The sequence below is a fragment of the Pseudomonas sp. PS1(2021) genome, assembly GCF_020405165.1.
Classification (GTDB): Bacteria; Pseudomonadota; Gammaproteobacteria; order Pseudomonadales; family Pseudomonadaceae; genus Pseudomonas; species Pseudomonas aeruginosa.
In genome coordinates, this window is the sequence record NZ_CP084484.1 from 6,189,010 (window position 1) to 6,214,311 (window position 25,302).

General features: G+C 67.1%; 27 protein-coding genes. 17 read left to right on the forward strand and 10 right to left on the reverse strand.

Going from position 1 to position 25,302, the window contains the following annotated elements; translation table 11 throughout:
• Positions 1 to 4: 4 nt before the first annotated feature.
• The 5 genes from LE197_RS29430 (at position 5) to senC (ending at position 4,091) form a co-directional block, all read left to right on the forward strand.
• Complete coding sequence (locus LE197_RS29430; protein ID WP_073666586.1) at positions 5 to 799, forward strand: SURF1 family protein; 795 nt, start codon at positions 5 to 7, stop codon at positions 797 to 799.
• Positions 774 to 1,352, forward strand: coding sequence for a hypothetical protein (locus LE197_RS29435; protein WP_057386942.1), 579 nt, complete (start codon positions 774 to 776; stop codon positions 1,350 to 1,352). The genes LE197_RS29430 and LE197_RS29435 overlap by 26 nt, the downstream gene beginning before the upstream one ends.
• 64 nt (positions 1,353 to 1,416) lie before the next feature.
• On the forward strand, positions 1,417 to 2,490 hold the full coding sequence (locus LE197_RS29440; RefSeq protein ID WP_003115033.1) for a COX15/CtaA family protein: 1,074 nt from the start codon (positions 1,417 to 1,419) through the stop codon (positions 2,488 to 2,490).
• A 25-nt stretch (positions 2,491 to 2,515) separates the two neighbouring features.
• Positions 2,516 to 3,430, forward strand: a complete 915-nt coding sequence (gene cyoE, locus LE197_RS29445; protein ID WP_003083746.1) for a heme o synthase — start codon at positions 2,516 to 2,518, stop codon at positions 3,428 to 3,430.
• A 25-nt stretch (positions 3,431 to 3,455) separates the two neighbouring features.
• Positions 3,456 to 4,091 carry a cytochrome c oxidase copper chaperone SenC gene (gene senC, locus LE197_RS29450; protein ID WP_003083748.1) on the forward strand — a complete coding sequence of 212 codons (636 nt, stop codon included), beginning with the start codon at positions 3,456 to 3,458 and terminating at the stop codon, positions 4,089 to 4,091.
• Positions 4,092 to 4,130: 39 nt separating this feature from the next.
• On the opposite strand, the gene LE197_RS29455 is transcribed toward senC, so the two are convergent.
• A complete protein-coding gene (locus LE197_RS29455; protein WP_003083750.1) occupies positions 4,131 to 4,583 on the reverse strand; it encodes a GNAT family N-acetyltransferase in 453 nt (150 codons plus the stop codon).
• 131 nt (positions 4,584 to 4,714) lie between these two features.
• Between LE197_RS29455 and LE197_RS29460 the strand changes: the two genes are divergently transcribed.
• The 7 genes from LE197_RS29460 (at position 4,715) to LE197_RS29490 (ending at position 10,524) form a co-directional block, all read left to right on the forward strand.
• Positions 4,715 to 5,188 carry a winged helix-turn-helix transcriptional regulator gene (locus tag LE197_RS29460; RefSeq protein ID WP_003083753.1) on the forward strand — a complete coding sequence of 158 codons (474 nt, stop codon included), beginning with the start codon at positions 4,715 to 4,717 and terminating at the stop codon, positions 5,186 to 5,188.
• 256 nt (positions 5,189 to 5,444) lie between these two features.
• A complete protein-coding gene (locus tag LE197_RS29465; RefSeq protein WP_003083755.1) occupies positions 5,445 to 6,173 on the forward strand; it encodes an SDR family oxidoreductase in 729 nt (242 codons plus the stop codon).
• Between the two features lie 24 nt (positions 6,174 to 6,197).
• Positions 6,198 to 6,785 (forward strand): 2-hydroxychromene-2-carboxylate isomerase, encoded by a 588-nt coding sequence (locus LE197_RS29470; RefSeq protein ID WP_003119512.1) that lies wholly within the window; start codon positions 6,198 to 6,200, stop codon positions 6,783 to 6,785.
• 229 nt (positions 6,786 to 7,014) lie between these two features.
• Positions 7,015 to 8,364, forward strand: coding sequence for a C4-dicarboxylate transporter DctA (locus LE197_RS29475; protein WP_003119513.1), 1,350 nt, complete (start codon positions 7,015 to 7,017; stop codon positions 8,362 to 8,364).
• A gap of 48 nt (positions 8,365 to 8,412) precedes the next feature.
• Positions 8,413 to 9,099 (forward strand): FadR/GntR family transcriptional regulator, encoded by a 687-nt coding sequence (locus tag LE197_RS29480; protein WP_003083762.1) that lies wholly within the window; start codon positions 8,413 to 8,415, stop codon positions 9,097 to 9,099.
• A 100-nt stretch (positions 9,100 to 9,199) separates the two neighbouring features.
• Positions 9,200 to 9,934 carry a GntR family transcriptional regulator gene (locus LE197_RS29485; RefSeq protein ID WP_003117208.1) on the forward strand — a complete coding sequence of 245 codons (735 nt, stop codon included), beginning with the start codon at positions 9,200 to 9,202 and terminating at the stop codon, positions 9,932 to 9,934.
• 179 nt (positions 9,935 to 10,113) lie between these two features.
• Positions 10,114 to 10,524 carry an aegerolysin family protein gene (locus LE197_RS29490; RefSeq protein WP_003110659.1) on the forward strand — a complete coding sequence of 137 codons (411 nt, stop codon included), beginning with the start codon at positions 10,114 to 10,116 and terminating at the stop codon, positions 10,522 to 10,524.
• A gap of 31 nt (positions 10,525 to 10,555) precedes the next feature.
• Here LE197_RS29490 and LE197_RS29495 read toward each other — a convergent pair whose 3' ends face one another.
• The 4 genes from LE197_RS29495 to LE197_RS29510 all read right to left on the reverse strand — a co-directional run bounded on the left by LE197_RS29495 (position 10,556) and on the right by LE197_RS29510 (position 13,065).
• Positions 10,556 to 11,464 carry a LysR family transcriptional regulator gene (locus LE197_RS29495; RefSeq protein ID WP_057386940.1) on the reverse strand — a complete coding sequence of 303 codons (909 nt, stop codon included), beginning with the start codon at positions 11,462 to 11,464 and terminating at the stop codon, positions 10,556 to 10,558.
• Positions 11,465 to 11,763: 299 nt separating this feature from the next.
• Positions 11,764 to 12,045 carry a type II toxin-antitoxin system toxin ParE gene (parE, locus tag LE197_RS29500; RefSeq protein ID WP_003083773.1) on the reverse strand — a complete coding sequence of 94 codons (282 nt, stop codon included), beginning with the start codon at positions 12,043 to 12,045 and terminating at the stop codon, positions 11,764 to 11,766.
• A complete protein-coding gene (locus LE197_RS29505; RefSeq protein WP_003083775.1) occupies positions 12,042 to 12,269 on the reverse strand; it encodes a CopG family ribbon-helix-helix protein in 228 nt (75 codons plus the stop codon). The genes parE and LE197_RS29505 overlap by 4 nt, the downstream gene beginning before the upstream one ends.
• Before the next feature lie 175 nt (positions 12,270 to 12,444).
• Positions 12,445 to 13,065 (reverse strand): hypothetical protein, encoded by a 621-nt coding sequence (locus tag LE197_RS29510; RefSeq protein WP_003101226.1) that lies wholly within the window; start codon positions 13,063 to 13,065, stop codon positions 12,445 to 12,447.
• 100 nt (positions 13,066 to 13,165) lie between these two features.
• Between LE197_RS29510 and LE197_RS29515 the strand changes: the two genes are divergently transcribed.
• Together LE197_RS29515 and LE197_RS29520 are read left to right on the forward strand one after the other, a co-directional pair.
• Entirely contained in the window at positions 13,166 to 13,666 is a 501-nt protein-coding gene (locus tag LE197_RS29515) for an LEA type 2 family protein (protein ID WP_057386938.1), read from the forward strand.
• Positions 13,667 to 13,738: 72 nt separating this feature from the next.
• Positions 13,739 to 14,080, forward strand: coding sequence for a zinc ribbon domain-containing protein YjdM (locus LE197_RS29520; protein ID WP_003101229.1), 342 nt, complete (start codon positions 13,739 to 13,741; stop codon positions 14,078 to 14,080).
• A gap of 81 nt (positions 14,081 to 14,161) precedes the next feature.
• On the opposite strand, the gene gabP is transcribed toward LE197_RS29520, so the two are convergent.
• The 4 genes from gabP to bauA all read right to left on the reverse strand — a co-directional run bounded on the left by gabP (position 14,162) and on the right by bauA (position 18,968).
• Positions 14,162 to 15,589, reverse strand: coding sequence for a GABA permease (gene gabP, locus LE197_RS29525; protein WP_003083784.1), 1,428 nt, complete (start codon positions 15,587 to 15,589; stop codon positions 14,162 to 14,164).
• Positions 15,590 to 15,757: 168 nt separating this feature from the next.
• Positions 15,758 to 17,251: a CoA-acylating methylmalonate-semialdehyde dehydrogenase gene (locus LE197_RS29530; RefSeq protein WP_003083788.1), complete on the reverse strand. Its 1,494-nt coding sequence runs from the start codon at positions 17,249 to 17,251 to the stop codon at positions 15,758 to 15,760.
• 83 nt (positions 17,252 to 17,334) lie between these two features.
• Complete coding sequence (bauB, locus tag LE197_RS29535) at positions 17,335 to 17,622, reverse strand: beta-alanine degradation protein BauB (RefSeq protein WP_003083790.1); 288 nt, start codon at positions 17,620 to 17,622, stop codon at positions 17,335 to 17,337.
• Complete coding sequence (bauA, locus tag LE197_RS29540) at positions 17,622 to 18,968, reverse strand: beta-alanine--pyruvate aminotransferase (protein ID WP_003083801.1); 1,347 nt, start codon at positions 18,966 to 18,968, stop codon at positions 17,622 to 17,624. The genes bauB and bauA overlap by 1 nt, the downstream gene beginning before the upstream one ends.
• Before the next feature lie 134 nt (positions 18,969 to 19,102).
• Here bauA and bauR point away from each other — a divergent pair, with 134 nt between their 5' ends.
• Positions 19,103 to 20,020, forward strand: coding sequence for an HTH-type transcriptional activator BauR (bauR, locus tag LE197_RS29545; protein ID WP_003083805.1), 918 nt, complete (start codon positions 19,103 to 19,105; stop codon positions 20,018 to 20,020).
• A 112-nt stretch (positions 20,021 to 20,132) separates the two neighbouring features.
• Here bauR and guaD read toward each other — a convergent pair whose 3' ends face one another.
• Positions 20,133 to 21,503 carry a guanine deaminase gene (guaD, locus tag LE197_RS29550; RefSeq protein WP_003142418.1) on the reverse strand — a complete coding sequence of 457 codons (1,371 nt, stop codon included), beginning with the start codon at positions 21,501 to 21,503 and terminating at the stop codon, positions 20,133 to 20,135.
• Positions 21,504 to 22,613: 1,110 nt separating this feature from the next.
• Between guaD and LE197_RS29555 the strand changes: the two genes are divergently transcribed.
• On the forward strand, positions 22,614 to 24,185 hold the full coding sequence (locus LE197_RS29555; RefSeq protein WP_023112603.1) for an ABC transporter ATP-binding protein: 1,572 nt from the start codon (positions 22,614 to 22,616) through the stop codon (positions 24,183 to 24,185).
• Positions 24,185 to 25,282, forward strand: coding sequence for an ABC transporter permease (locus LE197_RS29560; protein WP_003107144.1), 1,098 nt, complete (start codon positions 24,185 to 24,187; stop codon positions 25,280 to 25,282). Before LE197_RS29555 ends, LE197_RS29560 begins: the two co-directional genes overlap by 1 nt.
• Positions 25,283 to 25,302: the final 20 nt, after the last annotated feature.

Below are 25,302 nucleotides of genomic sequence, written 5' to 3' on the forward strand. Positions count from 1 at the left end.
GGCGATGGGGGGATTCATGCAGTATAGCCAGCGCCTCGGGGAGGCCGGACGCAATGACAGACGCAGCATGCGTGGCGTGTTCCGCCCCGGCCTGCTGCCGACCCTGGTGGTCCTCGGCCTGCTGCCGGTGCTGCTCTGGCTGGGCACCTGGCAGTTGCAGCGGGCCGACGAGAAGCGCGCCCTGCTGGCCAGCTACGAGGCCCGGCGCGGCGCCGAGCCGGTGTCGCCCGGGCAGCTAGAGGGGCTGCGCGACCCGGCGTACGTCCGCGTGCGCCTGCACGGCCGCTTCGACGAGCGGCATACGCTGCTGCTGGATAACCGGCTGCGCAACGGGCAGGCCGGGGTCGAGGTGCTGCAACCCTTCTACGACCAGGCCAGCGGCCTCTGGCTGCTGGTCAACCGCGGCTGGGTCGCCTGGAGCGACCGACGCTCGCCGCCGGCGCTGGAAACCCCCGACCGCGTCCTCCTGCTCGATGCCTGGACCTACCTGCCGCCACCCGGCGGCCTGCACCTGGCCGACGCGCCGGCCGGCGGCTGGCCGCGCCTGGTGACCCAGCTCGACATCCCGGCGCTGTGGCAGGCCTTCGGTCGCGCCGGGCTGCCCTGGGAAATCCGCCTGGAACCGGGCGACGCCAGCTTCGACACCGATTGGCCCCTGGTCTCGATGCCGCCGGAGCGGCACACCGGCTACGCCGTGCAGTGGTTCGCCCTGGCGACGGCCCTGCTCGCCCTCTACCTCTACCTCGGTGTGCGCCGCGCACGGGAGAAAAACCATGAGTCTCGCGATTCCGATGCCTGAACGTCCGCGCCGCGCCCGCGGCCGCCTGCAACTGCTGGCGATCATCGGCCTGGTGGTGGGGCCGATGCTGCTCGCCAGCGCCATGTACAAATGGAATTTCTGGGTGCCACAGGGGCGCAGCTACAGCGGCGCGCTGATCGGCAACGGCCAGACCCCCGCCGACCTCGGCGTGCAGGGACGCAGCCAGGGCGAGCAGTGGCAACTGCTGGTGACCGCGCCGGGCACTTGCGGCGAGGACTGCCGGCAACTGGTCTACCTGGCCCGCCAAGTCAACATCGCCCTCGGCCGCGAAGCCTCGCGCGCCGGCCACGCCCTGGCCGCCAGCGGCGAGCTGCCGGCGGCCTTCGCCAACCTGGTGAGGCAGGACTACCCGCGCCTGCAGCGCTACGGCCTGGACCCGGCCCTGTACGACAAGGCCGGCGGTGGCGAGCGGCCGCTGCTGTGGGTGGTCGACCCGCACGGCAACCTGGTGCTGCGCTACGACGCCAAGGCCAACGGCAAGAAGTTGCTGAAGGACGTGCAACTGCTGCTCAAGCTCTCGCATATCGGTTGATCGGCGTGGCCGGCGCGGTTCCCGGCCCGATGAGGACAGAACGACAAGAAAAAGGGGCCCGCGAATGTCAGGCGCAACCCGCAAACCCGGTTTCACCGTCGCCGTGCTGGCGACCCTGCTGGCCGCCGTGGTGGTCCTGCTCGGCGCCTATACCCGGCTGACCCACGCCGGCCTCGGCTGTCCGGACTGGCCAGGCTGCTACGGCTTCGTCCACGTGCCGCTGAGCGAGGCGCAACTGGCCCACGCCGAACTGCACTTCCCCGACGCCCCGGTGGAGGCACAGAAGGGCTGGAACGAGATGATCCACCGCTATTTCGCCGGCGCCCTCGGCCTGCTCATCCTTGGCCTGGCGTTGCATGCGCTGGTCCGCCGCGGGCGCGACGGCCAACCGCTGAAGCTGCCGCTGCTGCTGCTCGCGGTGGTGATCGCGCAGGCCGCTTTCGGCATGTGGACGGTGACCCTCAAGCTCTGGCCGCAGGTGGTCACCGCCCATCTGCTCGGCGGCTTCACCACCCTGGCGCTGCTCTTTCTCCTCGCCCTGCGCCTCTCCGGACGCTTCGCGGCGCGGCGCTACCCGGCGGCGACCCGCGGACTGGCGGGGCTGGCCCTGCTCCTGGTGATCGGCCAGATCGCCCTCGGCGGCTGGGTCAGCAGCAACTATGCGGCGGTGGCCTGCATCGACCTGCCCACCTGCCATGGCGAGTGGTGGCCGCGGATGGACTTCGCCAACGGCTTCCACCTGACCCAGCACATCGGCCCCAACTACCTCGGCGGCCAGCTCGACAGCGACGCGCGCACGGCGATCCACATGACCCACCGGATCGGCGCGCTGTGCGTGACCCTGGTCCTCCTGCTGCTCGCCTGGCGCCTGCAGCGCAGCGGCCTGGTCTGGCCGACCGCGCTGATGCTGCTCGGCCTGTCGCTGCAGATCGGCCTGGGCATCAGCAACGTGCTGCTGCACCTGCCGCTGCCGGTGGCGGTGGCGCACAACGGCGGTGGCGCCCTGCTGCTGCTCAGCCTGGTTCTGGTCAACTATCGCCTGCGCGCGCCGGCCAGCGTCCGCGCGCCGGCACCGTCGCCGCAGCGCGTGCGCCGCACGCTGCCGCCGGCGCAAGGTTCGCGGCTGAAGGCCGCCTGACAGACAGAAGGATGGAGGTAAGGATATGGCCACCGTCATCGATCGCCACAGCCAGCCGACCTGGCGCGACTTCCTCGAACTGACCAAGCCCAAGGTCGTGGTGCTGATGCTGATCACCTCGCTGATCGGCATGCTGCTCGCCACCAAGGCGCCGCTGGATGGCTTCGTGCCCTGGCAGGTGCTGATCTTCGGCAACCTCGGCATCGGCCTTTGTGCCGGCGCGGCGGCGGCGGTCAACCATGTGGTGGACCGGCGCATCGACTCGATCATGGCGCGGACCCACAAGCGGCCGCTGGCCGAGGGCCGGGTGTCGCCGAGCATGGCGCTGGGCTTCGCGCTGCTCCTGGCGCTGGCCGGGATGGCCGTGCTGCTGGCCTTCACCAACCCGCTGACGGCCTGGCTGACCCTCGCCTCGCTGCTCGGCTACGCGGCGCTCTACACCGGCTTCCTGAAGCGCGCCACGCCGCAGAACATCGTCATCGGCGGGCTCGCCGGGGCGGCGCCGCCGCTGCTCGGCTGGGTCGCCATCACCGGCCACCTGAGCGCCGAGCCGCTGTTGCTGGTACTGATCATCTTCGCCTGGACCCCACCGCACTTCTGGGCGCTATGCATCCACCGCAAGGACGAATACGCCAAGGCCGACATCCCGATGCTGCCGGTGACCCACGGCGAGCGCTACACCAAGCTGCACATCCTGCTCTATACCCTGGTGCTGTTCGCGGTGAGCCTGATGCCGTTCGTCATCCACATGAGCGGGCTGGTCTACCTGCTCTGCGCCCTGGCCCTGGGCGCGCGCTTCCTCGACTGGGCCTGGGCGCTCTACTGTGACAGCCGGCCACATGCGGCGATAAAGACCTTCAAGTACTCTATCGTCTACCTGTTCCTGCTGTTCATGGCGCTGCTGGTGGACCACTATCTGCCGCTGAAGCTGCTTCTCTGATCCCACTCTAGAGCCTTGCCCACCCATGACTCGAGTCAACAAGACCGTCCTCGTCCTCGTCGCCCTGGTCGCCCTGGTCCTCGGCCTCACCGTGCACAAGGTGCTCACCGCCCAGCGCCAGGCCGATCCCACCGTGCTGCTCGACGCCGGCATCGTGATCCTGCCGCAGACGCGCAAGGTGCCGGCGCTGGAGTTCACCAACCAGGACGGCCAGGCGGTCAGCACTGCCAGTCTCAAGGGTCGCTGGCACCTGCTGTTCTTCGGCTACACCTTCTGCCCCGATGTCTGCCCGACCACCCTCGCCCAGCTCCGCGAATTGCAGGGCAAGCTGCCGCAGGAGGTGCGCGACGACCTGCAGGTGGTATTCGTCAGCGTCGATCCGAACCGCGACACGCCGCAGCAGATCAAGCAATACCTGGGCTACTTCAACGCCGGCTTCCAGGGGCTCACCGGCACTCCGGAGAACATCCAGAAGCTGGCCAACGCCATGAGCATCCCCTACATCCCCGCCGACACCAGCAAGCCCAACTACACCGTCGACCACAGCGGCAACCTGGTGATCATCGGTCCGGACGGCGAGCAGCACGGCTTCATCCGCGCGCCGCTGAACAACGCCAAGCTGGAAGCCCAACTGCCCGGCGTGCTCAAGCCGCAGGCCTGATTCCCTTTCCTTCCCCCACCGTCCGCGGCGTTCCGGGCCTCAGGCCCGGCGCATGCCGATGTGCGGGATGTCGTCTTCCAGGTAGACCTCGGTGACCGCGACGAAGCCATAGCGGCCGTAGTAGGCCTGCAGGTGGGCCTGGGCCGAGAGGTACACCGGGGTGTCCAGCCAGAGGCGCTCCGCCGCCTGCAGCGCGCGTTCCATCAACTGGTGACCGAGCCCCTGGCCGCGCGCGGCCGAGGAACTGACCACCCGGCCGATCACCACCTGGCCCTCGTGGCGAACCGGGTCCAGCAGGCGCAGGTAGGCGAGCAACTGGCCGTCGCGCCAGGCCATCAGGTGATGGGTATCGCCGACCAGGTCGAGGCCGTCGACTTCCTGGTAGGGGCATTTCTGTTCCACCACGAAGACCTCGGTGCGCAATTGCAGCAGCGCGTAGAGTTCCTTCAGGGTGAGGTCGGCGTGGTGCTTGCAGGTCCAGTCGAGCGACATGGTCGGGATTCCGGGACAGGAGACAGGAACGCGGTTATGCCATGGGCGGCGGGCCGCTGGAAAGGCGTGGCCGGTCGGTTTCGTTTCAGAACCCACGCGGCTATCCTTTGCCGAACGGCTGGAGGTGTCTCATGCGTTGGGAAGAACTGAGCGAACAACCCTGTTCGCTGGCGCGGGTGCTGGCGATCCTCGGCGATCGCTGGACCCTGCTGGTATTGCGCGACTGCTTTCTCGGCGTGCGCCGTTTCGACGACTTCGAGCGCAGCCTCGGCGTGACCCGCCACGTCCTCGCCGACCGCCTCAAGCGCCTTGTCGAAGCGGAGATACTGGCCAAGGTGCCCTACCAGGAAAGGCCGCTGCGCGAGGAATACCGGCTTACCGAGAAAGGGATGGAACTGTACCCGGCCATCCTTTCCCTGGTGAACTGGGGCGACCGCCACCTCGCCGGCGTCGAGGGGCCGCCACTCGAGCATGTGCACAAGCATTGCGGCCAGCACATGCATGGCGTGCTGGTCTGTTCCGAATGCGGTGAGCCGCTGCACGCGCGGGACGTGACGGTACGCGAGGGGCTGTTCTGGAAGGGGCGCCTGCTGCGGCGCGGCTGAGCGTTCCAGGCCTGGCCGCCGACGCGAATCGGCGGATAAACGCCGATGGCGTTACGGCAGGAAGGACGCTGTCGTACCAGGCTCCGCCGACCGGTCCCCTCTCTTCAGGGAGAGGACGTGCCGGGCAGGCCGGGACAGGCAGAGTAATTGGTGCGCGGATATCACTCGAGCCCTTGCCAGTTGACAAGTTCCTTTTAAGAACTAACTATCGTCTCTATTGGGTTCTAAAAAAGAACTAACAAGAGAGGCCTCTGCAATGACCCAGCGCAAAGCGGTTCTGGTAATGGGCGCCGGCGACGCCACCGGTGGCGCCATCGCCCGGCGGTTCGCCCGCGAGGGCTACGTGGCGTGCGTCGCCCGGCGCAACGCGGAGAAGCTGGAGCCGCTGGTGCAGGCCATCCGCGACCAAGGCGGCGAGGCCCTGGCCTGCGGCTGCGACGCACGCCAGGAGCAGCAGGTGATCGACCTCTTCGCCCGCATCGAGGGTGAGGTCGGTGCGCTGGAGGCGGTGATCTTCAACGTCGGCGCCAACGTCTGGTTCCCGATCACCGAAACCACCGAACGGGTCTATCGCAAGGTCTGGGAGATGGCCGCCTTCGGCGGCTTCCTCACCGGCCGCGAGGCGGCGCGGGTGATGCTGCCGCGGCAGCGCGGAACGATCATCTTCACTGGCGCCACCGCCTCGTTGCGCGGCCGCGCGCATTTCGCCGCGTTCTCCGGCGCCAAGTTCGCCCTGCGTGCCCTGGCCCAGAGCATGGCGCGCGAGCTGGGGCCGAAGGGCATCCACGTCGCCCACCCGATCATCGACGGCGCCATCGACACCGACTTCATCCGCGAAACCCTGCCCGAGCTGTACAAGCGCAAGGAGCAGGACGGCATCCTCGATCCCGAGCACATCGCCGAGACCTACTGGCAGATCCACTGCCAGCCGCGCGACTGCTGGGTGCACGAACTGGACCTGCGCCCCTGGATGGAAACCTTCTGATCCCCGCCACGGAAAGAGCCACGCATGAGCAAGCAAATCGAGTTCTTCTTCGACTTCGGCAGTCCCACCACCTACCTCGCCTGGACCCAACTGCCGCGCATCGCCGCCGCCCATGGCGCGAGCATCGCCTGGCGGCCGATGCTGCTGGGCGGCGTGTTCAAGGCCACCGGCAACCATTCGCCGATCGAGGTGCCGGCCAAGGGGCGCTACACCCTCCACGACCTGGCGCGCTATGCGAAACGCTACGGCGTGCCGCTGGCCTTCAACCCGGCCTTCCCGATCAACACCCTGACGCTGATGCGCGGCGCCCAGGGCTATCTCGGCGGCGAAGGGTTCCAGCCCTACCTGAAAGCGGTGTTCGAAGCGTTGTGGGTACGACAGCAGAACCTCGGCAAGCCCGAGGTGGTCGCCCAGGTGCTGGCGGAGGCTGGATTCGATCCGGATGAGTTCCTCCGCCTGGTTGGCGACGAGCAGGTCAAGGAGGGGCTCAAGGCGACCACCGAAGAGGCGGTGCGGCGCGGCGTTTTCGGCGCGCCCAGCTTCTTCGTCGGCGACCAGTTGTTCTTCGGCCAGGATCGCCTCGATTTCGTCGCCGAGGCCCTCGCCGGCTGACCTCCCCTTCCCCGCGGCGAGCCGCTCTGGCCCGCCGCCTTGCGCCATCCGAGCGCCCTCCTCCCGGCTGCGGCCCGCGCGTGCCGTCGTTCCTGGCCATTCGTCGCGCCCGCCGATAGCGGCTTGTCAGGCTGACTTCTTTGCGTATAGGCTGAACTGGTCAGACCGGTAATACCACAATAAAAATGCGTTCATCGCCCGCCTCCGCGAGGCCCGATGGAAGCGCCGAATGGAGACTCCTGCGATGTTCATCAAGCGCTGTTCCCGCTCGATATTCCTGCAAGTCGTGATTGGCCTGGTGATAGGCGTGATCTGCGGGGTCGGCATTCCCGACCTGGCCGTGCAGATGAAGCCGCTGGGCGATGGCTTCATCAAGCTGATCAAGATGCTCATCGCACTGATCGTCTTCTGCGTGGTGGTCAACGGCATCTCCGGCGCCGGCGACCTGAAGAAGGTCGGCCGCATCGGCCTGAAGTCGGTGATCTACTTCGAAATCCTCACCACCATCGCCCTGGTCCTCGGCCTGGTGGTCGCCTACAGCCTGGGCCTGGGCAGCGGCGCCAACATCCATCTCAACGAACTGCCCGCCGGCGACGTCGCCCTGTATACCGGGCGCACCCAGGAGATCCACGGCCCCGTGGCATTCCTCATGGGCCTGATCCCGACCTCTGTGTTCAGCGCCTTCGCCGAGAACGACATCCTCCAGGTCCTGCTGTTCTCCGTGCTGTTCGGCAGCGCCCTGAACCTGGTCGGCGAGCAGGCCAGCGGCGTGGCCCGCCTGATCAACGAATTCAGCCACATCGTGTTCCGCATCATGGGCATGATCGTGCGCCTGGCACCGCTCGGCGTGTTCGGCGCGGTGGCCTTCACCACCGCCCGCTACGGCGTTGACTCGCTCAGCCACCTGGGCGCGCTGGTGCTGGTGTTCTACGCCACCTGCCTGGTCTTCGTCATGGCGGTGCTCGGTAGCGTCCTGCGTCTCTCCGGGGTGCGCATGCTGCCGTTCCTGCGCTACTTCCGCGAAGAGCTGCTGATCGTGATGGGCACCGCCTCCTCCGACGCGGTGCTGCCGCAGGTGATGCGCAAGCTCGAGCACATGGGCATCCGCAGCTCCACGGTAGGCCTGGTGATTCCCACCGGCTACTCGTTCAACCTCGACGGATTCTCGATCTACCTGACCCTGGCGGTGGTGTTCATCGCCCACGTCACCGGCACGCCGCTGGCGATGACCGACCTGGTCACCATCCTGCTGGTTTCGCTGGTCACCTCCAAGGGCGCCCACGGCATTCCCGGCTCGGCCCTGGTGATCCTCGCCGCCACCCTCACCGCGGTGCCGGCGATCCCGGTGGCCGGCCTGGTGCTGGTGCTTTCGGTGGACTGGTTCATGGGCATCGGCCGCGCGCTGACCAACCTGATCGGCAACTGCGTGGCCACCGTGACCATCGCCCGCTGGGAAAACGACATCGATATGCCGCGCGCGCAGGCCATACTCGACGGGCGCCTGGAGGCGCCGGCCAAGGCCGACGGCGAGCCGCTCAAGCGCAGCGCGGTGGCCGGGGAAGGCAAGCTGCATGGCTGACGCGCCGAGGCGCGTTGCACGTCCGATTGGCAAGTAAAGGGAGGCGACATGTTTTCTTCGTCCAAGCTGGTCAACGCGGTTGCCCAGCGCCTGCTCGACACCATCGAGCAGGGTCGCTGGGTCGCCGGCCAGATGTTGCCCGGCCAGCGCGAGCTGGCTGAACAGATGGAAATCAGCCGGCCGAGCCTGCGCGAGGCGATCATGGTCCTGGAGACCCTGGGCGTGGTCCGTTCGCTGCCGGGCAAGGGCGTGATGGTCCTCGAACGCAGCGAACCGCTGCGCGAGGTCGCGGCGCCCGGCGAGGCGACCATGGAAGACGTCCTGCAACTGCGCTATGCGCTGGAGCCGTTCATCGTCGGCATCGTCGCGCAGAGCGCCGGGGCGGCGGAGATCAGCGAACTGCGGCTGTTGCTGCTGGACCTGCGCGAAGCGGTCGAGGATGGCGACCCGCAGGCTCTGGTTGAGGCCTACACGGCCTTCCACCGGCGCCTGGTGAAGCTCACCTCGAACCCGATCTTCCTCAGCGTTTCCGAACAGATCGGCAGCGCCCTGGAGCGCAGCGACAACCTGGTGCGCCGCCAGCCGGAATACGCCGAGGAGATCCTTCAGGAACACGACGCCATCCTCCGTGCGATCCGCCAGCACGACAGCGAGCGGGCGAGCCAGGCGATGCGTCAGCACATCCTCAACGAAGGCGCGCGCCTGAACATCGACCTGCGCTTGCCGCAGGTCTGATCGCCCGCGCCAGGGTTCCAACCCGGGTCCGTCGCGGCGCCCGGACGGCTTTCGTCCGCCGCCTGCGAAGGCCCACAAGCACGACTCGACAGGTGTGAACATGGTCGGATTCGAAGCACGTACCCAGCAGGGCGCCGCGCTGCGCCCCACCAGCCATTTCGTCTACGAAAGCATCTACACGGCAATCCTGGAAAAGCGCCTGGCGCCGGCCGCCAAGCTGAGCAAGGAAACCCTCGGGCAGATCTTCCGGGTCAGCAACGGCACCATCCAGCGTGCCCTCACCCGTCTCGCCGAGGACGGCGCGGTGGTGATGCCGCCGAAGGAGGTCGCCAGCGTCGCCCGCCCGGACGAGCGCCAGGCGCGGCAGGTGCTGGACGCGCGCCTGCTGGTGGAAAGCGAAGTGGTGCGGCAACTGCCCGCGGGGCTGGATCCCGCCGCCCTTGCCGAGCTACGGGCGCTGGTCGACGAGGAGCAGGCTTGCCTCGCGGCCCGCGACAGCGCCGGGCTGATCCGTCTCGCCGGGCGCTTCCACCTGCGCCTGGCCGAACTGACCGAGAATCCCTTGCTGCAGGGTTTCGTCCGCGGCCTGGTGGCACGCGCCTCGCTGGACATCGCGCTGAACAAGGGGGCGGTCTATACCGCCGAGGCCTGCGCCGCGCAGCGCGCCTTGCTCGATGCCCTGGAGGACGGCGACAGCGCGGCGGCGGCTGCGCTGATGGACGCTTACCTGCGAGGCCTGTTCGCCCGCATGCGCTTCCTGCCGCCACCCACCACCGACCTGCGCGAGGCATTCGGCATGAAGGCCCCTCGCGGGGAAAAACGCCGGAGGGCCTGACCTCCCCGGCCGCCGCCTACCAGATCTGGCAGGCGGTGGTGGCTGGTGGCCAGCCTATAGTGAAGCGGGTCAGGGATGGCGCCGTGCTGGTCGAAGTAGCCAAGGGTCCGTTGTGAGCGCCCGGTCCTGTCCGTGACGTCCTACAGGAAGCTGTGAACGCATGGTTAACGGAGATCGACATGGCATACGCAGAATGGATCGCAGTGAAGGTCGTGGTATCCAAATCCATCGGCACGGTGGGCATCCGCAACGCCACCTTGCAATGGGGCAAGTTCTACCGCTACACCAACAAGGACGACGAGATTTCCACCGAGGAAGTCAGCAGCATGAACGTGCAGGCCGGCAGCCCGCAATGGATCGCCTCCTGCGGACGGGAGAACGCTTCGTCCGGCACCCAGGGCAGCTTCGACTGCTACGACGGCAACACCAAGATGGGCACCTTCAGCTGGGATGACCCGTGGAAATCCGGCGCCACCAACACCTGGGGCTTCACGCCGGCATCGGCGGACTATGCCGGCATCACCAGCGGCGGCAACGCCACGGGCACGGACATCGGCGAGGTCACCCTGACCCTCGGCCGCTTCTCCTGACGGTACCTGGAGCTGGCCGGCAGTCCGTCGGTCAGCTCCAGCGCTCATCCCCGTCCGTGGCGAACGCTCGCCGCAGCGCCTCGATGGCGACCTTCACCTTGGCCGGCTGGGCCTCGCGCCGTGGCGTCACCGCATAGATGCCGAGCCCGGGAATCCTCCACTCCGGCAATAGCTGTTGCAGGCGCCCGTCGTTCAGCGCGTCGCGCACCTCCGGCAGCGGCTGGTAGGACACGCCGAGTCCGTCGAGGGTGAACTGACGCACCGCGAGCATCCCGTTGGCGGCCACCCGTGGCTCCAGGCGCAGTTTGCAGACTTCCCCGTCCGGCCCGCTGAGCGTCAGGTGGTTGAGGTGGTTCGAGGTGTTCAGGGAAATCCAGTCGACCTCGGTCAACTGCTCCGGACGGTTGATCGGCGCCCGTTGGCGCAAATAGGCCGGCGCCGCGCAGAGCACGCTGCTCCAGTCGCCGAGGTGGCGCGCCACCAGGCTGGAGTCGGCGAGATTGCCGACGCGGATCGCCAGGTCGATGCGCTCGGCGACCAGATCGATGCGCTCGTCCTGGAAGAACAGTTGCAGGCGCAACTGGCGGTGGTTCTCCAGCAACGGTTTCAGCGCCTGGGTGATCAGCGTGCCGGAGAACCCCACCGGCGCCGCCAAGCGCAACTCGCCCACCGGCGCATCGCGCCATTCGCCAAGCCGCCGCTCGGCTTCCTCGGCGATCGCCAGCATCTGCGCGCAACTGCGATAGAACGCCTCGCCGGCCTCGGTCAGGGTCAGCCGGCGGGTGGTGCGATGCAGCAAAGTGACCTGGGCGCGGCTCTCCAGCTTGCGGATCTGCTGGCTGACTGCCGAAGGGGTCATGCCCAGGCTCTGGGCCGCGGCTGCCATCGAGCCCTTGTCCACCACAGTGGCGAAGATCGCCATGCCTTTCAGCGAATCCATGCCGGTTCCTCCTTGCGGGAGACTGCGTCTGGGAAAAAATCACCGGAAAAAGCGCGAGAAAGCGTGCCCAGCGGGCGAGGTCGTCGGGTTTCGGAAAAATACGGATGCGTATGGGAGCGAAGCATAAGTCAGTTAAAGAACTAATCAGGTTGCAGTGGTCGCAAGTTGGTCGCTCTCATTTGTCTGGTCGAAAAATGTCCATTTCTTGTGAGTTATGGATGTTTTGTCCGAAATAAGTAACTACGTACAAGTCAAGGTAAATATTCGTTTTGAAACATCTTGTAACCGTGTGACCACTTTTAGGGGGTAATTTCGACCCTGTCGATGCGCAAAATCTGGATTTCCTTACCTTTTACCCGAAAAGGGGCGCTGAACGGCCAGCGCTCCAGGGTCAGGGTGCGTACGCCTGGCACCTCGCTGGGCCGCCCTGCCCCCTGGTTGGCTACCTGCTGCAGCGGTTTCACCTGCTCGACGATGTCCTGGACGGCTTTCAGGGCTTTTTCCGGGCCGATCAGCACGACGTAATGGTCGTAGATGGCGTCCAGGTCGGCGGCCGCCTTGCGGGTCCACTTCAGGCTCATTGCAGCCCCCAGCGCTTCTCGATCTCGGTGTGTTCCAGCAGGCGACCGGCATTGGCATCGGCCAAGCCTTCATCGATGGCAGCGACCTGCCACTGCTGCCTTTCCAGGTACTGCGCGAGCGCCTGCCGCAGGTGATACGGGCGGTCGCGGTGGGTGGCGCGGGCCAGTTCATCGAGGGCCGCGACCAGGGCGTCATCGGCGCGGAACGAGACTACGGTGCTCATTTTCTGATCAGCTTCGTTTTCGTTGTATACGGTGTTTACAGTGAAAACGAATGTATACGAAAGCCCTCGGGCGAGCAATCGCCAGGCTGTTTCGTCCGACGAAAAAACCTTTATCGATCAGTGGGTTGAATGAGGAGCCCGCCCCGAGCGGGGCGGGCGGAAGGGTGGCGCGGGATTACCAGGCCTGGTTGAAGTGGAAGCCCTGCCTGGGCGAGAAGCGGGTGTTGACGAGCTTGTAGCCTTCCTCGCCGCGTGGCTTGACCAGCGAGACCTGGCCGACCTGTGGTTGGGTGATCTGTTGCAGGGTGGTCAGGCTGGCCTGCTTGAGCACCTCGGGGTTCTTCGCCCAGTCCTTCACTTCGCGTGGCTTGACCTCGACGGTGACCAACCAGCCCTTTTCCACGGCCGGGCCGTAGTCGTCGGGCTTGGCGGGGTCCACCGAACGGACGCTGACGTCGAAGCCGCTGCTGTAGCAGAAGGCCTTCGACTCGGGCTTGTAGTCCTCGCGGCCGGCGGGCGTGAGGTCGTAGGAATCGCCGTCGCGGCGCAGCAGGCCGACGCCGACCAGCGCGTCGTAGACCGCAGCGTTGCCTTTCGCCGGGCCGGGGCCGGAGAAGCTGTCGGAGAGCGTCACCGGGAACGTCTTGAACAGGGTGGAGCTGGCGCAGGCGGGTTTGTCGAAGCCGCGCTCGGCGAGCAGGCGGGCGATCTCCTCGCTGGATGGAGCGGAGTCCGAGCAGGCGGCGAGGAACAGTGGGAGGGCGGCGACGAGGCCGCGCAGAACGCGTGTAGGCATGGGCATGTCCTTTGTCCATTGGCGCAGCCGGATCGGCTGCGCGGCGAATTCTAGCGGCTGTGGCACCATGGGCGCACATTCGACCCAAGGAGGAGAACCCATGCGCCTGCCTGCGAACCTCGGCCGCCTGCTGCCGGCCCTGTGCCTGGGCGTCCTGTTGAGCGCCTGCAGCACCTTCGGCCAGCGCGATCCGTTGCGTATCGACCTGGTCGGCCTGGAACCCCTGCCGGGGCAAGGCATGGAGATGCGCTTCATGGTCAAGCTGCGGGTACAGAACCCCAACGACGAGCCGATCGAATACAACGGCATCGCCCTCGACCTCGACGTCAACGGCCAGCCCCTGGCCAGCGGCGTCAGCGACCAGACCGGCGAGGTGCCGCGCTTCGGCGAGCGGGTGGTGAGCGTGCCGCTGACCGTCTCCGCCTTTTCCGCCTTCCGCCAGGCCTGGGGCCTGAGCAACAACGCGCCGACCCGGGGCATGCCCTACGTGGTGAAGGGCAAGCTCGCCGGAGGCCTGTTCGGCACCGTGCGCTTCAGCGAAAAGGGCACCCTCGACTTCTCCGGGCCGGCCGTCGACGCGCCGAAGACCAAGGGGCTCTGAGTCGGTTCGGCAGGGGAGCGAGAAACCCTATATAATCTGCGGTTTTCGTCCCCCTGCTGAAGAGAGAATGCCGTGAGCACGCTGCCGCCCTGTCCCCAATGCAACTCCGAATATACCTACGAGGATGGTGCGCTGCTGGTCTGCCCGGAGTGCGCCCATGAATGGTCGCCGAACGAGGCCGCTACGGCGTCCGATGATGGCAAGGTGATCAAGGATTCGGTGGGCAACGTTCTCCAGGACGGCGATACCATCACCGTGATCAAGGACCTGAAAGTGAAAGGTTCCTCGCTGGTGGTCAAGGTCGGCACCAAGGTGAAGAACATCCGCCTGGTGGACGGCGACCACGACATCGATTGCAAGATCGACGGCATTGGCGCGATGAAGCTGAAATCGGAATTCGTCAGGAAGGTCTGAGACGACCTTGCCTGAAGAAGCCCGGCCATTGGCCGGGCTTTTCTTTGGAGGGCTGTCTGTGTTCTTCCCCCGGTGGTGGACTCAGACCCGCGCCGTCTTCCCGGCGTAGTCCTCGCCGAGGCGCGGCTTGCGTCGCGCGTTGAGCAGCCCGAGGCAGACGGTGAAGATCGTCAGCAGAGCGGTGGCGAACACCTCGTGACGGTGCTCCGGCATGATCAGCATGATGCTCAGCGCGGCGACGATGAACAGGATCACCGCCCAGGTCAGCCAGGGATATAGCCACATGCGGAACTCGATGGGCTGGCCGCTGGCCTGCAATTGCTTGCGCATGCGCAACTGGGCCACGGCGATCACCAGGTACACCAGTAGCGCCACGGCGCCGGAGCTGGCGAGGAGGAAGGTGAAGACCTTCTCCGGTGCGAAGTAGTTGACGATGGTGGTGAGGAAGCCCACCGCGGTGCTGGCCAGCACCGCCGGGCGTGGTACGTGGGCGGTGTTGGTCAGCTTGAGCACGCTCGGGGCGTCGCCGCGCTTGGCCAGGGAGAAGACCATCCGCGACGAGGTGTAGATCGCCGAGTTCAGGCAACTGGCCACGGCGACCAGTACCACCAGGTCGACGATCAGCTTGGCGTGCGGGATGTCCAGCAGCTCCAGGGCGCGCTGGTAGGAGCCGACCTGGATCAGCAGCGGGTCGTTCCACGGCACGATGGAGATCACGATGAAGATCGACACCAGGTAGAACAGGCCGATCCGCCAGATCACCGAGTTGGTGGCGCGGGTGATCTGCTTCGCCGGGTCCTTGGACTCGGCGGCGGCGATGGTGACGATCTCGGTGCCCATGAAGCTGAACATGGTCGTCAGCAGGGCGCCGAGCACCGCGCCGTAGCCGTTCGGCACGAAGCCGCCGTGGCTCGCCATCAGGCTGGACAGGCCGCTGACCTCACGCTCCGGCAGGCCGCCGACGATGGCCACCGCGCCGAGCACGATGAAGGCGATGATGGCGATCACCTTGAGCAGCGCGAACCAGAACTCGAACTCGCCGTAGCGGGCCACGCTGAAGAGGTTGGTGACGGTGAGCAGGAAGGTCACCGCGAGGGCGAAGATCCAGGTGTCGATGGCCGGGAACCAGGCGTTGAGGATGGCCGCGGCGGCGATCGCTTCGAGTGGGATCACCAGCACCCAGAACCACCAGTAGAGCCAGCCGATGGTGAAACCGGCCCAGCGGCCGATGGAGCGGTCGGCGTAGGTGGAGAAGGAACCGGTATCGGGGGAGGCGACCGCCATTTCGCCGAGCATGCGCATGACCAGCACCACCAGGGTGCCGGCGATCAGGTAGGCGAGCAGGGCGGCCGGGCCGGCGGCGGCGATGGCATGGCCGGAGCCGACGAACAGGCCGGCGCCGATCACCCCGGCGATCGACAGCATGGTGACGTGGCGTTGTTTCAGGCCGGGCGCGAGCGAGGCGTTGCGCTTGTTCGGCAGTTGTGAAGCCAGTACGACTTTGGACATCGTTGAGACCCTTTAATTGTTCTTGGGCAAGGTCTGGGCCGCCTTGTGGGCGACGCCATGGGTGCGGCCGTGGGTGAGGTTTCACGGCGGTGGAACGTTGCGGACTCCTGATTGCGGAAAAAGAAAAAAGGCATGGTCGTTACCGACCATGCCTGTCGTCGTCAGCCTTCAGAGGCTGGGGAAGGCGAATTGCGAGGCCTCGTGGCTGGCCCGCTGCGGCCAGCGCTGGGTGATGGCCTTGCGCCGGGTGTAGAAGCGCACGCCGTCCGGGCCGTAGGCGTGGAGGTCGCCGAACAGCGAGCGCTTCCAGCCGCCGAAGCTGTGGTAGGCCACCGGCACCGGCAGCGGGACGTTGACGCCGACCATGCCGACCTCGATCTCGTCGCAGAACAGGCGTGCGGCCTCGCCGTCGCGGGTGAAGATGCAGGTGCCGTTGCCGTATTCGTGGTCGTTGATCAACTGCATGGCCTCTTCCAGGCTGTTGACGCGAACCACGCACAGCACCGGGCCGAAGATCTCTTCCTTGTAGATGGTCATTTCCGGGGTCACCCGGTCGAACAGGCTGCCGCCGAGGAAGAAGCCGTTCTCGTGGCCGGCGACCTGGTAGCCGCGGCCGTCCACCACCAGCTCCGCGCCCTGGGCCACGCCGCTGTCGATGTAGCCGGTGACCTTGGCCTGCGCGGCGGCAGTGACCAGCGGGCCCATGTCGAGGCCGCAGGAAGTGCCGGCGCCGATCTTCAGCGCCTTGATCTGCGGAACCAGCTTGGCGATCAGCGCGTCGGCCACCTGGTCGCCGACGCATACCGCCACCGAGATCGCCATGCAGCGCTCGCCGCAGGAGCCGTAGGCGGCACCCATCAACGCGCTGACGGCGTTGTCGAGGTCGGCGTCGGGCATCAGCACCGCATGGTTCTTCGCGCCGCCCAGGGCCTGCACGCGCTTGCCGCGCTTGGTGCCCTCGGCATAGATGTATTCGGCGATGGGGGTCGAGCCGACGAAGCTGATGGCCTTCACTTCCGGCGCCTGGAGTAGGCCGTCCACGGCTTCCTTGTCGCCGTGCACCACGTTCAGCACGCCCTTCGGCAGGCCGGCTTCGTGGAACAGCTCGGCGATCAGCAGGGTGGAGCTGGGGTCGCGCTCGGAGGGCTTGAGGATGAAGGTGTTGCCGCAGGCGATGGCCAGCGGGTACATCCACAGCGGCACCATCGCCGGGAAGTTGAACGGGGTGATCCCGGCGACCACGCCGATCGGCTGGAAGTCGCTCCAGGCGTCGATGTTCGGGCCGACGTTGCGGCTGTACTCGCCCTTGAGGATTTCCGGGGCGGCGCAGGCGTACTCGACGTTCTCGATGCCGCGCTTGAGTTCGCCGGCGGCGTCTTCCAGGGTCTTGCCGTGCTCTTCGCTGATCAGCTTGGAAATCCGCGCCTCGTTCTGCTCCAGCAGTTGCTTGAAGCGGTACAGCACCTGTGCACGCTTGGCCGGCGGGGTGTTGCGCCAGGCCGGGAAAGCGGCCTTGGCGGCATCGATGGCTTTCTGCAGGGTCTTGCCGTCGGCCAGCGGGACCTTGTGGATGGCTTCGCCGGTGGAGGGGTTGAAGACGTCGGCGCTGCGGCCGTTGTCGGCGACCATTTCGCCGTTGATCAGGTGGTGGAGGGTGCCCATCTTGTCTTGTTCTCTCTTCGCTAGGGGTGACGAAAGGGCCGTGGCCCTTTCCCTTTACCCGCTCCCTGGGGAGCGGGTGCGGATTACTTGATCTCGGTCTCGACGAAGACCACTTCGTGTGCGCTGGCGTTGATCACGTTGTGCTCGACGCCGGCCTTGCGGAAGTAGGCCTGTCCGGCGACCAGCGGCGCGTGGCGGTCGCCCTCGGGGGTTTCCAGCAGCAGCGTGCCGTCGGTCAGCGGTACCACCACATAGTCGTGGCCGTGGCGGTGGCGCCCGGTTTCCGCGCCGGGGGCGAAGCGCCATTCGGTCACGATCACCTCGGCGTTGTCCACCTGCACGGTGGGTACGGCTTGCGGGCGGCCGCTCATCAGGCGATGCCGTTGAGCGCTTCGCCGACCGCGTCGAACAGGCGGTCCAGCTCTTCCGGCCTGGCGTTGAAGGTCGGGCCGAATTGCAGGGTATCGCCGCCGAAGCGCACGTAGAAACCCTGTTGCCAGAGCTTCATGCCGGCCTCGAACGGACGTACGGTCGGATCGCCGTCGCGCGGGGCGATCTGGATCGCGCCGGCCAGGCCGCAGTTGCGGATGTCGATGACGTTCTTCGCGCCTTGCAGGCCGTGCAGGCCCTTCTCGAAGTGCGGCGCCAGCTCGGCGGACTGCTGCACCAGGTTGTCCCTGGCCAGGATGTCCAGCGCGGCGAGGCCGGCGGCGCAGGCGACCGGGTGCGCGGAGTAGGTGTAGCCGTGGCTGAACTCCACCGCGTGCTCGGGCAGCGCCTGGTTCATGAAGGTGTCGTAGATCTCGCTGCTGGCGATCACCGCGCCCATCGGCACGGCGCCGTTGGTGACCTGCTTGGCGACGTTCATCAGGTCCGGGGTGACGCCGAAGTACTCGGCGCCGCTGTAGGTGCCCAGGCGGCCGAAGGCGGTGATCACCTCGTCGAAGATCAGCAGGATGTTGTGCTGGTCGCAGATCTCGCGCAGGCGCTGCAGGTAGCCGACCGGCGGTACCAGTACGCCGGCGGAGCCGGACATCGGCTCGACGATCACCGCGGCGATGTTCGAGGCGTCGTGCAGTTCGATCAGCTTGAGCAGCTCGTTGGCCAGCTCGACGCCGCCGGTCTGGGCCATCCCGCGGGTGAACGCCATGCCCGGTTGAAGGGTGTGCGGCAGATGGTCGACGTCCATCAGCTGGCCGAACATCTTGCGGTTGCCACCGATCCCGCCGAGGCTGGTGCCGGCGACGTTGACCCCGTGGTAGCCGCGGGCGCGGCCGATCAGCTTGGTCTTCTGCGGCTGGCCTTTCAGGCGCCAGTAGGCGCGGGCCATCTTGATCGAGGTGTCGGCGCACTCGGAGCCGGAACCGGTGAAGAACACGTGGTTCAGTTCGCCTGGCAGCAACCCGGCGATCTTCTCGGCCAACTGGAAGGACAGCGGATGGCCGTACTGGAAGCCCGGCGAGTAGTCGAGGGTGCCGAGCTGGCGAGCCACCGCCTCCTGGATTTCCTTGCGCGAGTGGCCGGCGCCGCAGGTCCACAGGCCGGACAGGCTGTCGTAGACCTTGCGGCCCTTGTCGTCGGTCAGCCAGCTGCCTTCGGCGGCGACGATGATCCGCGGGTCCTTCTGGAAGTTGCGGTTGGCGGAGAAGGGCATCCAGTGGGCGCGCAGGTTGAGTTCGCTGGAAACCGGCGGGGCCACGTTGAGCGGCTGGTTCATCGTTCGATCCTCGGGCTTTCTTGTTGGAAGGTTCCGCGCACGCGGCGGCGGAGCGTTGGATCAAGCTTGGCCCTGACGAAAGGTTAGATAAAGCTTATTCTTCTCACGTTTAGTTTCGACTGGGTAAAACAATAATGGCCAAATCCCGCAACCCGTCGCTCGGCCAGGTCAGCGATTTCGATATCCGCCTGCTGCGCATCTTCAAGACCATCGTCGAGTGCGGCAGTTTCTCCGCCGCGGAGAGCACTCTCGGCCTCAGCCGCTCGGCGATCAGCCTGCACATGGGCGACCTGGAGAAGCGCCTGGGCATGCGCCTGTGCCAGCGCGGCCGCGCCGGCTTCGCCCTGACCGACGAGGGCCGCGAGGTCTATCGCGCGACCCAGACCCTGCTGGCGGCGCTGGAGGGGTTCCGCGCCGAGGTCAACGACCTGCACCAGCACCTGCGCGGCGAACTCAACATCGGCATCATCAACAACCTGGTGACCCTGCCGCAGATGCGCATCACCCACGCTCTCAGCGCGCTCAAGGGGCAGGGACCGCAGGTGCGGATCAACATCGGCATGACCACCCCCAACGAGATCGAACTGGGCGTGCTCGACGGCCACCTGCATGTCGGCGTGGTGCCGTTGATCAGTCCGCTGTCGGGGCTCGAGTACCTGCCGCTGTATGACGAGCACGCGCAGCTCTATTGCAGCCGCGGCCACGCACTGTTCGAGCGCGCCGACGGCGATATCGCGGTGGACGAGGTGCTCGCCGCGGACGCCGTGGCGCCCAGCTACCGCCTGCCCGCCGAAGCCCAGGCGCGCCATCAGGAGCTGAACAACAGCGCCAGCGCCTCGGACCGTGAGGGCATGGCATTCCTGATCCTGACCGGCAACTTCATCGGCTACCTGCCGTCGCACTACGCTGCCGACTGGGTCGCCGCCGGGATGCTGCGGCCCCTGCTGCCGGAGCGTTTCCACTATGCCATCGCGCTGACCATCGTGACCCGCAAGGGACGCCGGCCGAACCTGGTGCTGGAGCGCTTCCTGGAGGCGGTGGCGGTGTCGTGAGGGCGCGGATGGAGTAACGCGAGCTTCGGCCGCCCGCCGAACGGCGTCTTTTCTCTACGGCGCGAGGAGGTGGCATGCAGCGACGGGCCGAGCCAACGCGGGAAAGAGACTCTCACCCCTTCACATGGCGCCGCTCCCCCATCACCCAGGTCTCCGCCACCGCGCGGTCGTCGCCCAGGGTGTTCAGCACGAACAGGGTATCGGCCAGGCCGCGCGCATGCTCCATGCGCTGGGCGATCATCGGCGTGGCGGCCAGGTCGAGGGCGACGAAGTCGGCTTCGCGGCCGGGCAGGAAGTTACCGACCAGGCCGTCCAGGTCGAGCGCCCTGGCGCCGCCGAGGGTGGCCAGGTAGAGCGCCTGGAACGGATCGAGGCTGGTGCCGCGCAATTGCTGGATCTTGTAGGCGTCGGCGAGGTTGGCCAGCAGCGACAGGCTGGTGCCGCCGCCGACGTCGCTACCGATGCCGACGCGGATGCCGTATTGCTGGGCGCGGCCAAGGTCGAACAGGCCGGAGCCGATGAACAGGTTGGAACTGGGACAGTGCGCCAGCGCCGCGTTCTTGTGCGCCAGGCAGCGGCATTCGCGTTCGGAGAGATGGATGCCATGGGCGAACACGCTGCGTTCGCCGACCAGGCCGGCGCGATGATAGACGTCCAGGTAGTCCTGCGCCTGGGGAAACAGCTCGCCGACCCAGGCGACTTCCTTGAGGTTCTCCGAAAGATGGGTGTGCAGGTAGACGCCGGGATACTCGTCCAGCAGGCGCGCCGCCGCGGCCAGTTGCTCGGGCGAGGAGGTCGGCGCGAAGCGCGGGGTGACCGCGTATTGCAGGCGCCCGTTGCCGTGCCAGCGCTCGATCAGCGCGCGGCTCTCGGCGTAGCCACTGGCCGCGGTATCGCACAGCGCCGGCGGCGCGTTGCGGTCCATCAGCACCTTGCCGGCGATCATCCGCAGGCGGCGCTTCTGCGCGGCCTGGAAGAATGCCTCGGCGGATACCGCATGGACCGTGCCGAACACCAGCGCGGTAGTGGTGCCGTGGCGCAGCAGTTCGTCGAGGAACAGCTCGGCCTGGGCGGCGGCGTAGCCGGCATCGGCAAAGCGCTGCTCGGCGGGAAAGGTGTGGGTTTCCAGCCAGTCCAGCAGTTGGGTGCCGTAGGAGGCGATCACTCCGAGTTGCGGGTAATGCACATGGCAATCGACGAAGCCGGGCAGCAGCAGGCGCTGCGGATGCTCCTCCAGCGGCAGGTCGGCGGGCAGTTGCGGCAGCAGGTAGGTTGCGTGATCGAGCGCGCGCACGTGGCCGTGTTCGATCCACAGCAGGCCGTCCTCGAAATACTCCCAGGCCTTGTCGCCGAGTTTCGCCGGGTCGCCGAGGAAATGCAGGATCCGCCCGCGATGGGCCGAACTGCTCATCGCGCTCCCGCCGTGGTCGGAGTGCAGGATAAGTGGGGGGACGAAGTTGCCAGCAGGTACTGCATCGTTCATCTCCTCTGCTGCCGGAATGGCGCTTTCGCCTCTTTAGTCCGGGAAATCGACGGAAATATCCCGTCTTTGGCGCGTGATCTCGCTTCCGCCATTATGCACTGTGCGCATGCTGTGGATAAGTCTGTGTGTAGCGCGTGTGCGGAAAGATTGCACGAGCCATTGCGGGATGTGCCCATCTGGCTTCCGGCAGGCGATCCGCGGAAAGCGTTCCGGCACCTTGAATCCGCCTTGCGCAATGCCCGGTCGGCAACTGGCGCTTCTGTGGGTTTGTCTGTGGAAAAGCTGTTCGCATTCCCCGTTGAAAAAATGCCTTCGGCGGTCGGGGGAAAGGCATTGGACGGAGCCGCAGGATTTCTCCCGGTTGGCGAAAGAGCCAGGGAAAAGGTGCTGTGGAATGCGCCACGACGGTGCATCGCGAAACTGTGGACAGCGGATCCACCCATGGCGCCGCCGAGCATGCTTCCGTCGATCGCCGCGGACTTTCCTGGAAAGCCGGAAAACCCAGTATTCATGGGCATCATGGCGTCTAAAGGGGAAGTCCTGGAGACATTTTCACGGGCATTCCCGTTCCGCGGGTTTCCTGTGGAAAAGCTGTTGGCAAACTTTGCCGGAAGCGGGCCGCCGGGGCTGCCCCAGGGATTCGGCCGACCCGTGGCTTGGCCGGGAGAGATCGTCCTGCCGTGCTCCTCCGAACGGCTGTCGATATCTTGTGGATAAAGCTGTTGGCAAAGTGTTGGAAAAAATGCCTTGCCAGGTCGCGCCCATGGCCTGCCGGGTTGGCTGTTTTCTGTCCATCGCCAATGTTGCGAAAATCGCCGGGACGATCGGCGCGGGAGGCTTCCCAAGGTCCCGGATGGGCTCCCGACACGCTGTGGATAACTCTGTGAGCAAGGTGGTGATGACTGTTTTGCGACAAATGCTCACGCGGGTGCGCCGCAGGGTTGCCCGCAAATGTGCCGCGGCGTCCCAGGCGTGCCCCGGCTTGGTGCCGCTCGGCGCGGGAGCCTGGCCCGTGGCTCCCGGTGCAAGCCGCGTTCCAGGGCTTTCCTGACCTCCTGGCCAGGTATTTGCACCGGCCGCCGCATCGTCGAGCAACCGATCGGGTCCGCCATGTCCGCACCTTCCTCCTTCGCGCCGCCGCGCCTCGAACTGCGCGGGATCAGCAAGCGTTATCCGGGTTGCCTGGCCAACGACCGCATCGACCTGTGCATCGACGCCGGCGAGATCCACGCCCTGCTCGGTGAGAACGGCGCCGGCAAGAGCACGCTGATGAAGATCATCTACGGCGTGACCCGTCCCGATGCTGGCGAGATCCGCTGGCAGGGCGAGCCGGTGCAGGTACGCGACCCGGCTCGCGCCCGGGCGCTGGGGATCGGCATGGTGTTCCAGCATTTCTCCCTGTTCGAGACGCTCAGCGTGGCGGAGAACATCGCGCTCGCCCTCGGCGCCGAGGCGGGCAGCCCGCGCCGGTTGGAGGCGCGTATTCGCGAGGTGTCGCAGCGCTACGGCATGCCGCTGGAGCCTCGCCGGCTGGTCCATGGGCTGTCCATCGGCGAGCGCCAGCGGGTGGAGATCGTGCGCTGCCTGATGCAGGACATCCGCCTGCTGATCCTCGACGAGCCGACCTCGGTGCTGACCCCGCGCGAGGCCGAGGATCTCTTCGTCACCCTGCGCCGTCTTGCGGAGGAGGGCTGCAGTGTCCTCTTCATCAGCCACAAGCTGGCCGAGGTCCGTGCGCTCTGCCAGCGCGCCACGGTGCTGCGCGGCGGACGGGTGGCCGGACAGTGCGTGCCGGCGCAATGTTCCGATCTCGAGCTGGCGCGGCTGATGGTGGGCGACGCCGAGGGCCTGGCGGCGGAGTATCCGAAGGTCACCGGCGGCGCGCCTTTCCTCCAGGTGCGCGACCTGCACTGGCGCAACCCGGACCCCTTCGGCGTGTCCTTCGCTGGCCTCGACCTGGAGGTGCGCAGCGGCGAGATCCTCGGTATCGCCGGGGTCGCCGGCAACGGCCAGGACGAGTTGCTTGCCCTGCTCAGCGGCGAAGTGCGCCTGCCGCGCGCCCAGGCCGAGCGCATCCGCCTCGGCGGCTGCGCCGGCGCGCACCTGGCGCCGGATGCGCGGCGCCGCGCCGGCCAGGCCTTCGTGCCCGCCGAGCGGCTGGGGCACGGCGCGGTGCCGGAGATGAGCCTGGCGGACAATGCGCTGCTCACCGCCTTCCAGCAGGGTCTGGTGAAGCGCGGGTTGGTCCGGCGGCGCAAGGTGCTGGCGCTGGCCGAGGAGATCATCCGCCGTTTCGCCGTGAAGACCCCGGGTGCCGGGGCGCCGGCACGCAGCCTTTCCGGCGGCAACCTGCAGAAGTTCATTCTCGGCCGCGAGATCCTCCAGGCCCCGCGCCTGCTGGTGGCGGCGCATCCCACCTGGGGCGTGGACGTCGGCGCGGCGGCGCTGATCCACCGCGCGCTGATCGCCTTGCGCGATACCGGTACGGCGATCCTGGTGGTCTCCGAGGACCTCGACGAGCTGTTCCTGCTCAGCGACCGCATCGCCGCGCTGTGTTCGGGTCGGCTGTGCCCGGCGGTCGCCACCGCGAGCGCTTCGCCGCAGCAGGTCGGCGGCTGGATGGCCGGTCAATTCGAGGCGCCGGCGGCGGTCGCCGGCGCCGTTGCCCAAGGGAGCCTGTGATGCTGTTGTCCCTGGAACCGCGCGGCCGACAGTCACGCTGGATGCTGCTGGCCTCTCCGCTGCTGGCGGGGCTGCTGACCCTGGTCTGCGGTGCGCTGCTGTTCGCCTGTCTCGGCCACGATCCGTGGCAGACCCTGCATACCGTGCTGGTACAGCCGCTCAGCGACCTCTATGGGCTCGGCGAGCTGCTGGTCAAGGCCATGCCGATCCTGCTCTGTGCCCTCGGCCTGGCACTGGCCTACCAGGCGCGCGTGTGGAACATCGGCGCGGAGGGCCAGTTGCTGGTCGGCGCCCTGGCCGGCAGCGCGGTGGCGATCCAGTTGCTCGACTGGCAGAGCCGCTGGGCGCTGGCCTGGGTGCTGCTCGCCGGCACCGCTGCCGGGGCGCTCTGGGCCGGGTTCGCCGCCTGGCTGCGAACGCGCTTCAACGCCAACGAGATCCTGACCACCATCATGCTCAACTACATCGCGCTGAACCTGCTGCTGTACGGCGTGCACGGGCCGTTGAAGGACCCGGATGGCTTCAACTTCCCGCAGTCGGCGCTGTTCGGCGAGGCCAGCCGCCTGCCGGCGCTGTTCGAGGACAGCCGGGTGCACCTTGGCGCATTGTTCGGCCTGCTGGCGCTGGCGGCGGTCTGGGTGCTGGCGCAGCGCAGCTTCCTCGGTTTCCAGGTCCGCGTGCTCGGCCTCGACCGCCGCGCCGCCGGTTTCGTCGGTTTCCGCGAGAAGCGCCTGGTCTGGTTCGTGCTGCTGTTCTCCGGCGCGCTGGCAGGCCTGGCCGGCGTCTGCGAGGTCGCCGGGCCGATCGGCCAACTGGTGCCGCAGGTCTCGCCGGGCTACGGCTATGCGGCGATCACCGTGGCCTTCCTTGGCCGTCTCAATCCGTTCGGCATCCTCTGCGCCAGCCTGCTGATGGCGTTGCTCTACCTCGGCGGCGAGGCCGCGCAGATGAGCCTCAACCTGCCGTTGGCGCTGACCGGGCTGTTCCAGGGGATGATGCTGTTCTTCCTCCTCGCCTGTGACGTGCTGATCCTCTACCGCCCACGTTTGCACGGACGCTGGCGCAAGCGCCCGGCGCTGCGCGACGCCCTGGCCTGACCGAACCGCCGAGGAACCAC